The following is a 17093-nucleotide window of genomic DNA, read 5'->3' as shown; positions in this document are numbered from 1 at the left end:
CGGACGGCGAATTTCATCCGGTTTGGGCATTTAGCTTACCTCTATTTGGCCGCTCCTCGAGTTGGGCGCCGGACGGGCTGGAACTCGTGGGCGTGATGGTCGTTTGCTTGGCCGGGGCAGCAGTAACGATCGGGGAGAGCACGTGAACCGACGCCAGCTTGTTCAAGGGTCGGCAGTGCTGCCGGCCTTGCTGCTTGCTTCCCGATGCAGTCTGGCCGCCCCTTCGGATGACATGTTCGGGCCGTCCACCGTGAGGGACCTGGCGCGGAGGCTGGCGGGCAAGCCCTACGAGGCGCCCGACGAGAAGCTCCCGGGCGGATTGAAGGACCTGGACTACGATCAGTATCGTTCGATCCGCTTTTTGCCCGAGCGGGCGCTCTGGCGCGGCAAGAATCTTCCGTTCGAAGCGCAGTTTTTCCACCGCGGCTTCTTCTACAAGAACAGAGTGAACATCTTCGAGGTCGCGGACGGAAAGGCATCCGAGCTCAAGTACCGCAAGGCGGACTTCTCCTTCGGCGAGAAGGTCCCGCCGTTCGAGGACAGCGATCTCGGGTTCGCGGGCTTCCGCATCCATGCGCCGATGAACCGTCCCGACTATTACGACGAGGTCTGCGTCTTCCTAGGTGCGAGCTATTTCCGCGCCGTGGCCAAGGGGCAGACCTACGGGCTTTCCGCGAGGGGGCTGTCGATCGATACGGGCGAAGCCAAGGGCGAGGAATTTCCGCTGTTCAAGGCCTTCTGGCTCGAACGGCCGGCGCCGGGTGCGACCTCGTTGGTGATTCATGCTCTGCTCGACAGCAGGAGCTGCTCCGCGAGCTACCGATTCACCGTGCGCCCCGGGGAGACGACGGTCTTCGACGTCGAGATGTCGGTCTACCCGCGCGTCGAGATGCCGCGCGCCGGTCTCGCGCCCATGACCAGCATGTTCTTTTATGGTCCGAACGACCGCAACGACATCGACGATTTCCGCCCCTCCGTCCACGATTCCGATGGCCTTGCGATCTTCAACGGGAAGGGCGAAAGCCTCTGGCGGCCGCTCAGCAATCCTCGCGATCTCCAGATCAGCACCTTCCAGGATCTCAATCCGCGTGGCTTCGGGCTGATGCAGCGGGAAAAAAACTTCTTCGCCTACCAGGACATCGAATCCAGCTTCGAAAAACGTCCAAGTCTCTGGATGGAGCCGATCGGGGATTGGGGCGAGGGCGGCGTCGTGTTGTTCGAGATCCCGACCAAGGAGGAGATCCACGACAACATTGCCGCATTCTGGCGCCCGAAAAGCCCGCTCCAGGCCAAGGGCGAACACAACTACACCTATCGGCTGCATTGGGGGCCAGATAGCCCGAAGCCGCATTCGCTGGCCAGATTTACGCGAAGCGGGATAGGGGCGAGGGGCGGAGATGCGCGCCTGTTCGTGCTCGATCTGCATGGCGACAACCTCAAGGGCGTCGATCCTGCCGCTGTCAAAGGCGTGGTGTCGGCGGGGAAGTCTGAGGTGAAGAACATCGTCACGCAGCCTAATCCCTACACCGGTGGGTGGCGGCTCAGCTTCCAGTGCCAGGTGAAAAGCGAGCCGATCGAGCTGCGGGCATTTCTGGCAGAAGGCGACAAGCCCTTGTCGGAAGTCTGGGTCTACCGATGGGCACCCTGAGCACGGCACCGCGGCCGATTGCCGGCGATATCGCGACCCAGCGCCTGCTGCCGACGGAGGCCCCCCTTCCGATGGCTCCTGGCGACCTCGGAAAAAGCCTGGTACCCGACCGTATTCCTGCGCCGGTTGCCCCCGCAATGGCCTGGCGGCGCGGCCTCATCCTGCTCTCGACGGCGGCGCTCACGGGGGCCGGCGGATATGAGATGTATCGCGTGCTGCAGGTCGGCGGCGTCACCGTCCTTGAAGCCATGGTGCTGGCGCTCTTCCTGGTCTTGCTCGCCTGGGTCGCCTTCTCGTTCGCCTCCGCGCTGGCCGGCTTCTTCGTGCTGCTGGCCCATCGTCCAGGCGCCCTCGCGCCAGAGGCGGAGTTGCCTGCGATCGCAAGCCGCACCGCCATGCTGCTTCCCACCTACAATGAAGATCCGCACCGATTGACGGCGCGGCTTCGCGCGATCATCGAATCCTTGGAGACGACCTCCCAAGGAAGGCTGTTCGACTGGTACGTTCTGAGCGACAGCACCGATCCCGACATCTGGGTCGCCGAGGAAAAAGCGCTCCTCGTGCTGCGACAAGCCGTCGGAACGCCAAGGCTGTACTATCGCCATCGAGCCGACAACACGGCTCGGAAAGCCGGCAACATCTCCGAGTGGATCACGCGGTTCGGCGGCGCCTACGACTTCATGATCGTGCTCGACGCCGACAGTCTCATGAGCGGGCAGACCATCCTCCGACTGGTCCATGCCATGGAGAGCAATCCGAGCGCCGGCCTCGTCCAGACGCTCCCCATGGTCGTCAACGCGCGAAGCCTGTTCAGCCGAGTCCAGCAATTCGCGGGCCGCCTGTACGGACCGATGATCGCCGCCGGCGTCGCCTGGTGGCACGGCTCGGAAGGCAATTACTGGGGCCACAACGCGATCATCCGGGTGAAGGCGTTCGCGGAATCGGCCGCGCTGCCGCAGTTGCGCGGACGCAAGCCATTCGGCGGGCACATCCTGAGCCACGATTTCGTCGAGGCTGCCTTGATGCGGCGGGCCGGGTGGGGCATTTACATGCTGCCGACGCTCGGCGGGAGCTACGAAGAGGTGCCGCCTTCGCTGCTCGATTTTGCGGCGCGCGACCGACGCTGGTGTCAGGGCAATCTTCAGCATCTGGCTGTCGTGCCAGCGCGGGGTCTCCACTGGGTATCGCGCGTGCATTTCATGGTGGGCATAGGAGCGTATCTGACGGCGCCGCTGTGGCTGCTGTTCCTGCTGCTGGGAATGCTGATCTCGCTGCAGGCCCGCTTCGTGCGGCCAGAGTATTTTCCGAAGGGGTTCTCGTTGTTTCCGACCTGGCCGGCCCAGGATCCCGTGCTCGCCATCTGGGTGTTCGTCGCCACCATGGGTCTGCTGCTGTTGCCGAAGCTGCTCAGCCTGGTCCTCGTTTGGATACGGGGCTCGGTGAGACGCCAGTTCGGCGGCGCGTTGCGTGCTTCGGCCGGAGTTCTCGCAGAGATCATCGTGTCCGCGCTGATGGCGCCGGTGATGATGATCTTTCAGTCGATCGCCGTCGTCGAGATTCTGGCCGGCCGCGATGCCGGCTGGCAGACGCAGAGGCGCGACGACGGCACAGTGGAGCGCCGCGAACTCTATCGGAAGTACGGCATTCCAACCCTGTGCGGCGTTGCGATGGCCGCAAGCGCGTACGCGGTTTCGGTGCCCCTTCTGCTTTGGATGTCGCCGGTCATCGTTGGGCTGCTGTTCGCCGTTCCTATAGGCGCGCTGACCGCCATGCCCGCCTCCGGAAGATTGTTTGTTACTCCCGAAGAACGAGAGCCGCCTTCCGTGCTGCGGCGAGCGAACGAACTCAGCGCGTCGGCAGACGTAGGGGGCAGCCCCGCCTTGGTGGAGCTGCGCCAAGACCCCGCGCTCCTGGCCTTCCACCTCGCGCAGTTGCTGCCTCCTCGCGCCACCAGGCCCGACACGGTCGACGCCAACCTGGCGGTCGGCCGTGCCAAGGTCGATGCAAGCGAAACTTTCGAGGAGGCCGCAGAGCATCTATCCTCGCGGGAAATCTTCTCGATCTTGAATGATGGTTCGGCGCTTTCCAGCGTGTTGCAGAAGCGATGAAGCTGCGGCCTGGATCTGTCCTGCGGCCGTTTGAAGCTTTTCTCGTTGCATAGTCCGGTATTGCTCTCTCCCTTGATGGCCGGCATCCTCGAACCAAGTGCGCGGAAAAGCGCCCAAAAACGTCCAAGGAAGGAAGCACGCGATGAAGATGATCAAAGGGCCTGCGATATTCCTCGCTCAGTTCGCTGGCGATGCGGCGCCGTTCAATTCGCTCGATGCCATATGCGGATGGGCCGCCTCGCTTGGCTACAAGGGAATTCAGATTCCGAGTTGGGATGGGCGGCTCTTCGACCTGAACAAAGCCTCGGAGTCTCAGACCTATGCCGACGAGGTGAAGGGTGTTGCGGCTCGGCACGGGCTTTCCATCACCGAGCTTTCGACCCATCTGCAAGGCCAGCTCGTCGCCGTTCACCCGGCCTATGATGCGGCGTTCGACGGCTTCGCCGCGCCGGACGTGCGTGGCAATTCCAAGGCCCGCACGGAATGGGCCGTCGATCAGGTCAAGCGCGCCATCCTGGCGTCCCGGCGGCTCGGGCTGACGGCCCAGGCAACGTTTTCCGGCGCGCTTGCCTGGCCCTATGTCTATCCCTGGCCGCAGCGCCCCGCCGGCCTGATCGAGACCGCCTTCGACGAACTCGCCAGGCGCTGGCGGCCGATCCTCGACTATGCCGACGAGCACGGTGTCGATCTCGCCTATGAGATCCACCCTGGCGAGGACCTCCACGACGGTGTCTCCTACGAAATGTTTCTCGAGCGGGTGAACAATCATCCGCGCGCGAACCTGCTCTACGATCCCTCGCACTTCGTGCTGCAACAGCTCGACTATCTCGACTACATCGACATCTACCACCAGCGCATTAAGGCGTTTCACGTCAAGGACGCCGAATTCAATCCGACCGGTCGCCAGGGCGTCTATGGCGGTTTCCAGAGCTGGGTCGACCGTGCCGGCCGCTTCCGCTCACTCGGCGACGGTCAGGTCGATTTCGGCGCCATTTTTTCCAAGCTCACGCAATACGATTACGACAGCTGGGCGGTGCTCGAGTGGGAGTGTGCCCTGAAACATCCCGAGCAAGGCGCGGCCGAAGGCGCCGAGTTCATCCGAAACCATATCATCCGGGTGACGGAGAAAGCCTTCGACGATTTCGCAGGCGGCGGCGCTGACGCGGCTGCCAACCGCAAGATGCTCGGCATCTCGTAAAAGAGAGGGTGCAACATGGCGATCGAAGCAAGCAATGAAACCGGCGGCCATCGCCGTATCCGCCTCGGCATGGTCGGCGGGGGCCAGGGCGCCTTCATCGGTGCCGTCCACCGCATTGCCGCGCGCATCGACGACCAGTTCGAGCTGGTCGCCGGCGCGCTCGCGTCGGATCCGGTTCGCGCCAAGACGACCGCAAAGGAGCTCGGTATCGCTGACGGCCGGGCCTATGGCTCGTTCGAGGAGATGGCGCGGGCTGAAGCGGCGAGGGCGGATGGCATCGAGGCGGTCTCGATCGTGACACCCAATCACCTGCACAGCCCGGTCGCGAAAGCTTTCCTTGAAGCCGGCATCCACGTCATCTGCGACAAGCCGCTGACGACGACCGTGGCCGAGGCCGAGGAACTGGTGGCGCTGGTCAGGAAGACCGGCAGGATCTTCGTCGTCACGCACAATTACACCGGCTATCCCATGATCCGGCAAGCGCGCGCCATGGTCGCGAATGGCGATCTCGGCGAGATCCGTCTCGTCAAGGCCGAGTATCTGCAGGATTGGCTGACTGAGCCATTGGAAACCACCGGCCAGAAGCAGGCGGCGTGGCGCACCGACCCGTCCCGGTCCGGCGCCGGCGGGTGCATCGGCGACATCGGCACCCATGCTTACAATCTTGCCTGCTTCGTCAGCGGGCTCGAGCTCGACGAATTGCTCGCCCAATTGTCGACCTTCGTCGAGGGGCGGCGGCTCGACGATGATGTCCAGATCCTCCTGAAGTGGAAGGGCGGCGCCAAGGGCATGCTGTGGGCGAGTCAGGTTGCCGTCGGCAACGAGAACGGGCTCACGCTGCGCGTCTACGGCAGCAAAGGCGGCCTCGAATGGGCGCAGGAGAATCCGAACCATCTCTGGTTCACACCCTACGGCAAGCCCAGGCAGCTCCTGACCCGCGGCGGAGCCGGCGCAATGGGCGAGGCCGCCCGCGTTAGCCGCATCCCATCAGGCCACCCTGAGGGCTACCTTGAAGGCTTCGCAACGATCTATGCCGAGGCGGCGCGCGCCATCCGCGCGGCAGCGGCCGGTGAAAAGCCGCATCCCGATGTCGTCTTCCCGACGGTCGAGGATGGCCTCGCCGGCGTGAAGTTGATCGATGCTGCGGTGAAGTCGTCCGCGGGTAATGGCGTCTGGGTTCGGATGACGTAAGGCGGTCGCGAAGCCGCGGAACCCGTTGTCGACGGATCTGCTCTATATGGATGCAATCATGACCGATGACTTCGCTTTGTCGAGTACCGCCGAGTGAGACAACTTGCACGGCCTTCGGTGCGTCACGTCATGCGACAGCTTGCGGCGTCCGACGTCCGCACGAAAGATGCATCAAATGCGAGCAATTGTGGCGCCTGCAATTTGCATGCTGACTATGGGCTACCTCACACATCTGAAATTTCCGCTCTCACAAATTGCTGACGCGGAGCCAAGGCGAGTTCCATTGCTTTGTCTAACCTAGATTGTATGGTGCCCGTAAGAGCATCCGGTCTGATCGACGATGTGCGGCCAATCGGCGCTGTCCGTGTCCTAGTGATCATGATCATAAGAAGAATGTTCGCCCCCGGATAGAATGAGGGACAGAAGACAATGACCGAAGGAAAAGGACAATGTCGCTGCTCCAGATCAATCTCTTCGGCGGTGTCGAGGTCGTGTGTGCGACCGGCGAGTCGGTGTTGATCCCCAGTCGCAAGGCTGCAACTCTCCTGGGCTACGTGGCGCTCAGTTCTCCTCGCGCCATTTCGCGCGGCAAGCTCGCGACGCTGTTGTGGGACGGTCATTTCGGCGATCGCGCGCGCGCCAGTCTTCGACAAGCCCTGCTCACGTTGCGGCGTGAGCTGCCGCGATATTCGGATGTGATCCTGGCCGATCGCGATGATATACGCATCTGTCCGAACAGCATCAACACCGATGTCGGGGAATTCGAGCGGCTTTTGACGGGAGGGGATCCCGAACGTCTGGCCCGCGCGGCGGTGCTTTATCGCGGCGACCTTCTCGAGGGCATCGGCTCGACTTCATGCCAATTCGAGGCCTGGCTGTCTGCCGAGCGCCAGCGACTGCGGACCCAGGCGATGCGGGCGCTTGCGGGCCTGCTCGACTCCGGCGGGCGCGAACACATGGATATCGCGATCGCACTCGCGCTACGGATCCTCGCAATCGACCCGTTGCAGGAAGAGATTCATCGCATCTTGATGCGCTGTTACGCGCAGCAAGGCCGCCGGACCGATGCGCTCCGTCAGTACGATCTCTGCCGCTCCGTACTGTGGCGCGAGGTTCGCGCAGCGCCGGAGCGAGAGACGGAACGGCTGCAGCTCGAAATCCGGCACACGTTCCGAGCCGCTGTGAGATCTACTTCACTCAAATTGCCTCGTGATAAGAATTCTGACGCAACTTTCACGCTCGACGTGACGCCTGCATCACGATCCCTGTCGTAGCCTTCAGCCGCTCGCACAATCGTGCGCAGTGATCCCGCCTCCCTGTGGGGAGCGCGTGTCGCTCACGGCTCAAGCACTTCATCAGGAGATTTTGAACATGACTGGATTTCAGCAACAGACTGAGGACTACGGCCAATTGGACCCGCAGGGGATCTTCGGCTCGATCCTCGGCGGCGCGGCCGGACGCGTTATCGGCAACCTGCTCGGCGGCAAGAAGGGGAAGCAGATCGGCGGCGCGATCGGCAACATCGGTGGTGGCTTCCTGCCGTTCTCGGCCGGTCCGGACATGCAAGATACCGTGCAGGTCTCCGACATGGAGTTGCAGGGCTTCTGGAGCGTGCTGAAGAAGATCGGCCAGGGCGTGCAGACCGGCGTGAATGTCGGCAAGCAGCTCGGCGTGTTCAGCGCCCAGCCTGGCCTGGAGCCCGCGGCGGCGCAGGTTTCCGACATGGAGCTGCAGAGCTTCTGGAGCGTGCTGAAGAAGATCGGTCAGGGCGTGCAGACCGGCGTGAATGTCGGCAAGCAGCTTGGCGTGTTCAGCGCCCAGCCCGGCTTGGAGCCCGCCGCGGCGCAGGTTTCCGACGTCGAGCTGCAGAGCTTCTGGAGCGTGCTGAAGAAGATCGGCCAGGGTGCCCAGACCGGCCTCGATATCGGTCGCCAGCTCGGCGTGTTCAGTGCCGGCCCCGGCGGTCAGCCTGCCGCGGCGCAAGTCTCCGACATGGAGCTGCAGAGCTTCTGGAGCGTGCTGAAGAAGATCGGCCAGGGCGTGCAGACCGGCTTGGACGTCGGCAAGCAGCTCGGCGTGTTCAGCGCCCAGCCCGGCCTGCAGCCCGCGGCGGCGGAGGTCTCCGACATGGAGCTGCAGGGCTTCTGGAGCGTGCTGAAGAAGATCGGGCAGGGCGTGCAGACCGGCTTGGACGTCGGCAAGCAGCTCGGCGTGTTCAGCGCCCAGCCCGGCCTGCAACCCGCGGCGGCGCAAGTCTCCGACATGGAGCTGCAGAGCTTCTGGAGCGTGCTGAAGAAGATCGGCCAGGGCGTGCAGACCGGCTTGGATGTCGGCAAGCAGCTCGGCGTGTTCAGCGCCCAGCCCGGCCTGCAGCCCGCGGCGGCGCAGGTCTCCGACATCGAGCTGCAGGGCTTCTGGAGCGTGCTGAAGAAGATCGGCCAAGGCGCCCAGACCGGCGTCGATATCGGCCGTCAGCTCGGAGTCTTCAACGCCGGCCAGCCCGCTGGCACGATGCACTAGACCCAACGCGTGGGGGCGGGCGCAAGCCCGCCCTCTGCGCTTAGACGTGAATGGAAACCAGATGGCCGATTCAACCGCGTCGCAGCAATTCATCGTGCAGGGAGGCCCGGTCCAATCCGGTGAGCTCAACGAACACTTGCAGCGTGAACCCGGCGTGAAGCGAGTCGCGCAAGTCGCACCCGATGTCGTCATCTTGTCGATGACGACGACACAGGCCGATCGCCTGAAATCGACGTTTGCCACGCTGGTGGTCGAACCGGATTCAGCGCTGAAGCCATTCGATGCCGACTGACGTCGGTGGGCAAACATTGGACACGCAAAACATCAAGGAGGCCGCAGATGGCCACGAAAGGCAAATCAGGAACTTCCACGCAGGGCGAGCACGACGCGACCGAAGCCGCGATGAACGGCAACGGGTCCGTTCCGGACCAGGGCACCGCTCCATCATCGTCACGGGGGCAGGAGCCCGCAACGATCGCAGCGCGCCCGGCGCAATTCATGATCGCGCCGCAGCAGCAGCCCGGGCTTGCGACCTTCAGCGTCGATTTCCTGACTCAGCAGCTCAGCAACAGTCCCGACATCGAAGTGGTGAAAACGGTCTCTCCGCCGCGCCTGTTCGGATTTCAGAGCGCAGAGCTCGGACAAGTGCCGCTCAGCCCGCTGGTCCTCGCCAAGATGACTCCTGACAAGGCCAAGTTGCTGCAGACCCAGGCGGGACAGCGTTGCGCGGTGGAGCGCGACGAGCGGCTGAGCTACATGCTCGATCCGACCACGCCGCAGCTGCCCAATCCGGGGGTGCTGACACCGCTGGCCGACGGCTTCACGACCACGATCGAAGTGCTGGGCCAGGATGGTCCGCTGCCTGAAGCCGAGGTTTATGTGTTCGGCAGCATGTGGCCGGCCCAAGGCATCACCGACGCCACCGGCCGCGCCACAGTGACCCTGCAAGGCGAAAGACCCGAGACCATCCGCTCGATCCTGGTCAAACCGAAGATCGACTACTGGACCTTCTGGCTCGATCGTCCGCAGCTCGTTCCTAACAGCGTCAACCGGATCGTTGCCAGGGCGCTCGGCGCGGTGTTGCGGAATTTCCCCGGCCAGCAATTGATGGGATGGGGTGAGCGCGCGATGGGCCTTGATCGTCTGCCTCCGTCCTTCGATGGCGCCGGCATGAAGATCGCAGTCATCGATTCCGGCCTGGCGCCGACCCATCGCAATCTGCACGGCATCACGGCAGGCACCAGTATCGTCGGGACCGACAAGGCGGCCTGGACCGTCGATACGATCGGCCACGGATCGCATTGCGCTGGAATCATCGCTGGCGGACCCGTCGGCGCCGGTGGCGGCATCCGCGGCTTCGCTCCCGCGGCGGAAATCCACGTCTGCCGCATCTTCCCCGGCGGCCGGTTCAGCGATCTCGTCTCCGCGCTCGATTACTGCATGGAGCATGGCATCGATGTTGCCAATATGAGCCTGGGCGGCGGCGAGCCTTCGCGCATTATCGAGGAACGCATCATCCGGGCCAAGCAAATGGGTATGGCCTGCATCATCGCCGCGGGCAATTCCTCGGGGCCGGTGCAGTTTCCTGCGTCGACGCCGCATTGCCTGGCGGTTGCCGCGATCGGCAAGTGGGGCGAATTCCCCAACGACAGCTATCATTCGCAGCAGGCCCTCGACGGCTTCCAGAGCCGCGACGGATATTTTCCGGCAAAGTTCTCCTGCTTCGGTCCGGAGGTCGACGTCTGCGCGCCTGGTGTGGCGATCGTCTCGTCGCTTCCCGCCGATGGCTTCGGAGCATGGGACGGCACCTCGATGGCGACTCCCCATGTCACGGGCCTGGCCGCGCTGGTGCTGGCGCATCATCCGGACTTCACCAAAGGCAACTTTCAGAATCGCGACGCACGCCGTGTCGAGCGGCTGTTCCAAATTCTGAAGGAAACCGCGACGCCGCTGCAGTTTGGCGACCCAAATCGGACCGGCGCGGGATTGCCGAACGTGATGCGGGCACTCGGCCTGGAAACCGGCGTCGCCCCGGTGATCGCCGCCGCTACCGCAACCGACCCTGCGCTGGCAACGTTGCGGCGTCTGCTTGGATTGCAGTCGGTCGAAGCGCCGAGCATGGTTCCCGTGGGGTCGCCGCCGTCCGCCGATCCCGTGCACGGCAGTGCGATCCACGTGGCGCGCGGTCCGGCACAAACGGCGGCCGCAATGAATCTGCAGTCCGTCGATCCGATCAAGAACGGATCGAGCTCCGTCGCTCACGGTCCCGCACAGACCGCAGGCGCGGCAGTCGCGCCCATGATGGTGGATCCGAATCCGGCGCAGATCCGGGAAATCATGCACAGGGTGGGATTGCTCTAACGCGCGTCCTTGGCATCTCAGAAAGGGGCACAGCAGCAGCTGTGCCCCGAGTGCCGACTGCCTTGAGGCAATTGCTGCGGCCGCTCGCCTTGGGAACATGGTGGATTGTTTGCCGCGTCCTGGATTTTCCTTCGCGGCGTCGTGCCGCACAGGCGCAGCTTGGAACTCTCGCGCCCGATCGAAACTTGACTCCGCGGGTCAGCATCGCCGCCGATCGCTGGCCTGCACGGCCCCGCCTCCAAGCCCCCCATACCCCCCTGGGTGGGGCCGTGCTTCCAAGCAGGAGGTGCAATTGTCCGAGCCGACCGAGCAAGAGATCAGAGAACGCGCGCACCAATTGTGGGAGCAGGCGGGCAAGCCCGAAGGGCGCGAGGAGGAATTTTGGCACGCGGCGGAGCAGGAGCTGCGCAACGAGGACAGGTCGAGCACGCTGCGGACGCCGGATACGCTGTGACCGACAAGACCTGCCCATTCTGCCAGGGTCTTGGATGGGTCTGCGAAAACCATCCGCTCCGGGTCTGGAGCGAGAAGCTCGGCGGCTGCCGCTGTGGCGAGGGCATGCCCTGCTCCTGCAACACGACTGAGGACCCTGAAATCAGGGTGGTGATCGTCGAAGCCGACACGACGTGGCACTAGCGGCGCCCAACCGATGCCTGCTCGGCTGGTCACTTCCGAAACGCTGCACCTCAGGGAACGGACCATCCCGGAAAGGAATTTAGTGTCCGCACGGCTCCGACAACAATTCTTTCCGCGGCAGTTTCGGTGGTGGACGAGCAGAAGAAGCTAGAGCACCAGATCGAACTCGCAACGCGAGCGGCCTCGCTCGTCAGGGATGAAACCACCGGACAACGCTTCAGGAGCTTCGCGGAGGAACTGAAACGAAAGCTGCTTCGCATAATGCGCCGTGGCAAGGTGCGCACACGCGCCTATGAGCTCTGGGAGCAGGCGGGACGGCCGAGCAATCGCGAGCTGGAGTTCTGGCTGGAAGCCGAACGTCAGATCGAAGATGAACGCGAGGAGCGAAAGAGCTCGGGCGCTTCATAGCGCCGGGCGGTATCTCCGTCCTCTGCGCGCGGACCGCAGGTCGCGCGAGCAAGGAAAAAGCCGCCGGGTTGTTCACCCTGGCGGCGTCACAAAGTCCGTAGCTGTTGATCGTCTTCCCAGCCTCGTGCGTACCGCCGTTACCTTGTTTGCGGCCATGCCCGATCCTTGTAGGCGATGGTGCGCGATTCCGCTGTGATCTGGAGCACACAGTGGAGAGGATTCGCTGTCACGTTCTGACGGCCGCGCTGCGCTGCAACCATCAGCGCGCTCACGAGCCCCTCAGGTCCGGTACCACGCCGCCAGGTTCCACGTGATGGTGTCCCAGCCGGAGATGTCGATCATCAAATTGTTGGCGCCGGCGTTGACGACGTGGCGCGAGAGCAGGGGCAGGAACACGTTTGCCTCGCAGAAGATCTCGTCGACCTTCATCAGCAGCGCGGCGCGCTTGACCGGATCGAGCTCGTTCTGCGCGGCCTTGTAGGCTTTGTCGGCTTCGGGGTCGGAATAGCGCGAATTGTTGCGGCCGAGCCATTTGTTGTCTTTGGTGGCGATCTCCCAGGACACGCACTGGTTCAAGAGGCGCTCCGGATCGGGCTGCGGCTGCGTGGTGTTGTACATCTCCATGTCGGCATAGAATTTCGAGTAGGTGTCGGGATTGCCGACGTCGGATGAGAAGAACACGGAGGCGGTGACCGCCTTGATCTCGATGTCGATGCCGGCCTTCTGGCACGCCTGCTTGATGATGGCCTGCGTCTTCTGCCGCGGCGCGTTGGTCGAGGTCTGGAATACGTATTTGAGCTTCTTGCCGTCCTTCTCCCGGATGCCGTCCGCGCCCTTGGTCCAGCCGGCCTCGTCGAGGATCTTGTTGGCCTTGTCGATGTCGAACTCGTATTTCAGCTTGGGCGACTTGAACTGCTTGGGCGCGTTGACGAAGCTCGCGGTGGCGATGGCGCCGCGTCCGTAGATGAACTTCTGGATCGAATCGCGGTCGATCAGGAAGTTGATCGCGCGGCGAACGGCGGGATCGGACAGCGTCGGATGCTTGGTCTTGACGCTCGAGCGCTCGCCGTCGACCTCGGTCCAGGGATCCGTCGTGTTGAGGATGATGAACTCGACATTGCCTGAAGGCGTGATCTCGAGCTTGCCCTTGCCGCCGGCCTCCATGCGCTTGAGGACCTCCTCCTCCACCTGCATGTTCCAGGCGAAGTCGTACTCGCCGGTCTGCAGCACGGCGCGCGCCGCGGACACCGCGTCGCCGCCACCCTTGATTTCGACCATGTCGAAATGCGGCTGGTTCTTGATGTGATAGTCGGGATTGCGCTCGGCGCGGATCATATCGCCGGGCTTGAACTCGACGAATTTGTACGGGCCGGTGCCGACCGGCTTCAGATTGCCCGGCGCTTCGCGCGACTTGGCCCCGACATACTCGCCGAAATGATGCTTCGGCAGGATCATCCCGACCGAGCCGACGAACGGATCCGCCCAGAACGGCGTCGGCGCCCGGAAGATCACCTTGACAGCGTGGTCGTCGATCTTCTCGACCTTGATGTCCTTGTAGGAGCCCGTGGTGTAGGCCGCGGTGGCGAGATCCGCGGCGTATTGCCAGGTGAAGACGACGTCGTCGGCGGTGAAGGGCTTGCCGTCATGCCAGGTCACGCCCCGCTTCAGCTTCCAGATCACGCTCATGCCGTCGGCCGCAAGGCCGCCGTTCGCCTTGGTCGGCGCCTCGGCGGCGAGGCAGGGAATGAGGTTGCCCTCCTTGTCCCAGCCGGCGAGCGGCTCGAAGAAGATGCGCGAGGCGATCTGGTCCTTGGTGCCGAGCGCGAAATGCGGATTGAGCAGGGTGGGCGCCTGCCAGAGCAGCATCTTGAGCGTGCCGCCGCCGCCGGCCTTGGCCGGCTTGTACGGCAGCGTGGCGTCAGCCATCGCGACGTCGTGCCAGACCAGGATCTGGCTCGCGATCGGCGCCGCGATTCCGACCGCGGCCATTGTCCTGATGAATGAGCGCCGCGACAGCGTGCCTTGCTTCACCTCTGCGACCAGATTGCGGATTTCGTTCTCGTTCATTGGATGATCCCCACTTCGTCGCCACCGGCTCAGTGCGCGCTAACTCAGCACGTCGGGCGTGGTGGAGTCAAAGAGAAGGACGCCGGCCCGGCTGCGGATGGAACGAAAGTGTAATCCGGGATTCTTGCCACGAGCGGCAGCAGCCCTGCTTGCGCGGCGCTTCATCCGGGTTACGCGCGCGCACTTTGTCGCACTCTGCATTCGTTTTCCGTTTGCGGCCGAATGGAGAAAGGCTGGCCCCGAGCCGCGGACAATATGGATTTCCATTTCATTGATTTCGCACCGCAGAAAAGGGAATACGGGTCCGTTGCCGCAAGACCCAAGGAGACCAAGATGCCGTTTCGCCTTCCCCTGATTCTCTCTGCCGTGCTGGCCGCATGGTCCGCCGCAGCCGCGGCCGAGACCATCAAGATCGGCGTGACGCCGGGGCCGCATGCGCAGATCCTCGAAGCGGTGAAGCCGATCGCCGCCAAGCAGGGCCTCGACATCCAGCTCCTGGAGTTCTCCGATTACGTGGTGCCGAACGCCGCGCTCGATGCCGGCGAGATCCAGGCCAATTCGTTTCAGAACCAGCCTTACCTGGACAACCAGAAGGCCGACCGCGGCTACAAGATCGAATCCGTCGGCCTGACCGTGAACTTCCCGATCGGCGTCTATTCGAAGAAGCACAAGGCCTTCGGCGATATCCCCGCGGGCGGCAAGGTCTCGATCCCGAACGATCCGACCAATGGCGGCCGCGTGCTGCTGCTGCTGCGCGACAAGGGCGTGATCAAGCTGAAGGACGGCACCGGCTTCAAGCCGACCGTGCTCGACATCACCGACAATCCCAAGAAGCTGAAGTTCATCGAGGTCGACGCGGCGCAGGCCCCGCGCGCGCTCGACGACGTCGATGCCGCCGCGATCAACACCAACTATGCAACCCAGGCGGGCCTCGATCCGGTCAAGGATCCGATCCTGCGCGAGGACCCGAAGGGGCCCTATGTCAACCTGATCGCGGTGCGCAGCGCCGACAAGGACAAGCCTTGGGTCAAGATCCTCGTGGACAGCTACCACACGCCTGAGGTCAAGGAGTTCGTCCTGACCAAGTTCAAGGGCGCGGTGCTGCCGAGCTGGTAGGCAATCTGCCCGCCCAGAGTCCACATGAAGGCGATCCGGCGGGCAGCCTTGCGATCAGCCTTGCGCAGGAATCTTGCGTATGTGCCCTGCGTAATGCCCGCTTGTCGGGAACTGCGGCAACCGACATCATCGGGGCCCATCCTCGCCCGACAGGGATTGTATGAAACGCTTTGCCAACCTGAAACGTCTGGGCTTCTTCACGCGGCTGCTCGACGAGGCGCCGGCGGCGGACCGCTATCGCTTCGCCGCCGAGCAGATCGTGCGCGCCGAGAAGGCCGGGCTCGATTCCGCGTGGATCGCTCAGCATCATTTCCATGAGCGCGAGGGCGGCCTGCCGTCGCCCTTCACGTTCCTGGGTTATGCGGCCGCGCAGACCTCGCGCATCCGCCTCGGCACCGGCATCGTCACGCTGCCGCTGGAGAACGCAGTGCGGGTGGCGGAGGACGCCGCGGTGCTCGATCTCCTTTGCAACGGCCGCTTCGAGCTCGGCGTCGGCACCGGCGGCAATCCGTCGGCCTTCGCCGCTTTCGGCCTCGACAGCGCCCAGCGCAACGAGATCTTTGCCCGCAATTTGAACATCGTCCGCAAGGCCCTGACCGGCGAGCCGCTCAATGGCGGCGACACGCTCTATCCGCAGCGGCCGCAACTGGATAAGCGCATCTGGCAGGCGACGTTCTCCGTTGCCGGCGGCGCCCGCGCCGGCAAGGCCGGCGACGGCCTCCTGCTCTCGCGCACGCAGCCACGGGCCAAGGACGCGCCGAACGCGACGCTCGCCGAGATCCAGAACCCGATCATCGATGCCTATCTCGCCGCGCTGCCGCCGGGCTGCGAGCCGCGCATCATGGCCTCGCGCAGCATCTTCGTTGCCGACGACCATCGCGAGGCGCTGCGCCTCGCCGATATCGGACTGCGCCGCGCGTTGCCGCAATTCATGAAGGGCGGACATCCCCCTCCGGGCGAGACGCTGGAGGAGATGATCACTGCGTTCGACACCCATGTCGGCGATGCCGACCACGTCATTGCCTCGCTCCGCGCCGACGCCACGCTGGAACGGGTGACCGATCTCGTCTTCCAGGTGCATTCGGTCGATGCGCCGCATGCTGACGTCCTGCGCTCCATCGAGCTCGTCGCCGACAAGGTCGCCCCAGTGCTGGGCTGGACCCGGACGGCCGCCAAAGACATTGCCCTCGCAGGTTAGCCGGAATGAACGAAAAACGCGTTGCACGAGGCTGAATGATGGGAACGCAAGACATCATCGACACGCTCGCCGGCATCGAGCCCGGCTCCACACTCGACGCCATCCGCGCGCGCCGCCTGCAGGCGCGCGAGAATGCGCAGAAGAGCTATCTCGCTTTGTTCGAGCCGATCGAGGCCGGCGATTTTTCGCTTGCCGAGCGCGCGGTGGTCGCGGCCTTCGCGACCGGGCTCCATGGCGAGTCCCCCGTCGCCGCCTTCTATCGCGACAAGCTTGCCGCGACTGCGGATGGCGCGCCTCTGCTCGATGCGATCAACGCCGAGATCGAGCGCGGCAAGACCTCCGGCCCATACGGCGCCTATCCGGCCGGTCCGTTGTCGATCGAGAACAAGGCCGGCTTGATCTATCGCGTCAGTGCGGAGCGCAAGCCTGTCCTCGGCGCCAGGCTGGTCGCAGCATTGGAGCACGCGCATCTGCTTCTCTTCCACCCGCGCGATGCCGCGTCCGCCGACATGAAGGCGCTGCTGGCTGCCGGCTGGTCATCCACCGGCATCGTCACGTTGTCCCAGCTCGTTGCATTCCTGTCGTTCCAGGTGCGCGTCGTCAGCGGCTTGCGCACGCTCGCCGCGGCAAGCGCGTAGGAGG

General features: G+C 64.0%; 15 protein-coding genes. 14 read left to right on the top strand and 1 reads right to left on the bottom strand.

The features are described from left to right. The first annotated feature begins 142 nt into the window (after positions 1-142). The 11 genes from I6F36_RS11385 to I6F36_RS39845 all read left to right on the top strand — a co-directional run bounded on the left by I6F36_RS11385 (position 143) and on the right by I6F36_RS39845 (position 12070). A complete protein-coding gene (locus tag I6F36_RS11385; protein ID WP_225171445.1) occupies positions 143-1648 on the top strand; it encodes a glucan biosynthesis protein G in 1506 nt (501 codons plus the stop codon). After that, on the top strand, positions 1636-3756 hold the full coding sequence (gene mdoH / locus I6F36_RS11380) for a glucans biosynthesis glucosyltransferase MdoH (protein ID WP_225171634.1): 2121 nt from the start codon (positions 1636-1638) through the stop codon (positions 3754-3756). The genes I6F36_RS11385 and mdoH overlap by 13 nt, the downstream gene beginning before the upstream one ends. Positions 3757-3898: 142 nt before the next feature. Next, positions 3899-4954 (top strand): sugar phosphate isomerase/epimerase, encoded by a 1056-nt coding sequence (locus I6F36_RS11375; protein WP_225134428.1) that lies wholly within the window; start codon positions 3899-3901, stop codon positions 4952-4954. Positions 4955-4969: 15 nt separating this feature from the next. Continuing rightward, positions 4970-6145: a Gfo/Idh/MocA family protein gene (locus tag I6F36_RS11370; protein ID WP_225171444.1), complete on the top strand. Its 1176-nt coding sequence runs from the start codon at positions 4970-4972 to the stop codon at positions 6143-6145. A gap of 449 nt (positions 6146-6594) precedes the next feature. Further along, positions 6595-7419 (top strand): BTAD domain-containing putative transcriptional regulator, encoded by an 825-nt coding sequence (locus I6F36_RS11365; RefSeq protein WP_109144836.1) that lies wholly within the window; start codon positions 6595-6597, stop codon positions 7417-7419. Positions 7420-7516: 97 nt separating this feature from the next. Then, on the top strand, positions 7517-8665 hold the full coding sequence (locus I6F36_RS11360; RefSeq protein WP_225171443.1) for a hypothetical protein: 1149 nt from the start codon (positions 7517-7519) through the stop codon (positions 8663-8665). Between the two features lie 61 nt (positions 8666-8726). Then, on the top strand, positions 8727-8957 hold the full coding sequence (locus I6F36_RS11355) for a hypothetical protein (RefSeq protein ID WP_036006916.1): 231 nt from the start codon (positions 8727-8729) through the stop codon (positions 8955-8957). 47 nt (positions 8958-9004) lie between these two features. Continuing rightward, entirely contained in the window at positions 9005-11026 is a 2022-nt protein-coding gene (locus tag I6F36_RS11350; RefSeq protein ID WP_225171442.1) for a S8 family serine peptidase, read from the top strand. A 292-nt stretch (positions 11027-11318) separates the two neighbouring features. Next, entirely contained in the window at positions 11319-11480 is a 162-nt protein-coding gene (locus tag I6F36_RS11345) for a DUF2934 domain-containing protein (protein ID WP_074447557.1), read from the top strand. Further along, positions 11477-11662, top strand: coding sequence for a hypothetical protein (locus tag I6F36_RS11340; RefSeq protein ID WP_074447556.1), 186 nt, complete (start codon positions 11477-11479; stop codon positions 11660-11662). Before I6F36_RS11345 ends, I6F36_RS11340 begins: the two co-directional genes overlap by 4 nt. A gap of 129 nt (positions 11663-11791) precedes the next feature. Beyond that, complete coding sequence (locus tag I6F36_RS39845; RefSeq protein ID WP_036006918.1) at positions 11792-12070, top strand: DUF2934 domain-containing protein; 279 nt, start codon at positions 11792-11794, stop codon at positions 12068-12070. Positions 12071-12349: 279 nt separating this feature from the next. On the opposite strand, the gene I6F36_RS11330 is transcribed toward I6F36_RS39845, so the two are convergent. Continuing rightward, positions 12350-14137, bottom strand: coding sequence for a peptide ABC transporter substrate-binding protein (locus tag I6F36_RS11330; protein WP_057026455.1), 1788 nt, complete (start codon positions 14135-14137; stop codon positions 12350-12352). A gap of 333 nt (positions 14138-14470) precedes the next feature. On the opposite strand from I6F36_RS11330, the gene I6F36_RS11325 reads away from it, so the two are divergent. From I6F36_RS11325 to I6F36_RS11315, 3 genes are all read left to right on the top strand, one after another. Further along, positions 14471-15253 carry a MetQ/NlpA family ABC transporter substrate-binding protein gene (locus I6F36_RS11325; protein ID WP_036027487.1) on the top strand — a complete coding sequence of 261 codons (783 nt, stop codon included), beginning with the start codon at positions 14471-14473 and terminating at the stop codon, positions 15251-15253. A gap of 160 nt (positions 15254-15413) precedes the next feature. Continuing rightward, the gene (locus tag I6F36_RS11320; protein ID WP_225171441.1) at positions 15414-16451 is read left to right on the top strand and encodes a putative FMN-dependent luciferase-like monooxygenase; all 1038 of its coding nucleotides are present in this window, start codon (positions 15414-15416) and stop codon (positions 16449-16451) included. A gap of 38 nt (positions 16452-16489) precedes the next feature. Further along, entirely contained in the window at positions 16490-17089 is a 600-nt protein-coding gene (locus tag I6F36_RS11315; protein ID WP_225171633.1) for a CMD domain protein, read from the top strand. The last annotated feature ends 4 nt before the right edge of the window (positions 17090-17093 follow it).

This window comes from Bradyrhizobium sp. BRP19 (assembly GCF_020194195.1).
GTDB classification, from domain to species: domain Bacteria; phylum Pseudomonadota; class Alphaproteobacteria; order Rhizobiales; family Xanthobacteraceae; genus Bradyrhizobium; species Bradyrhizobium yuanmingense.
Note: the sequence above shows the minus strand (reverse complement) of the source record. Positions and strands in the feature narration are given on the sequence as shown.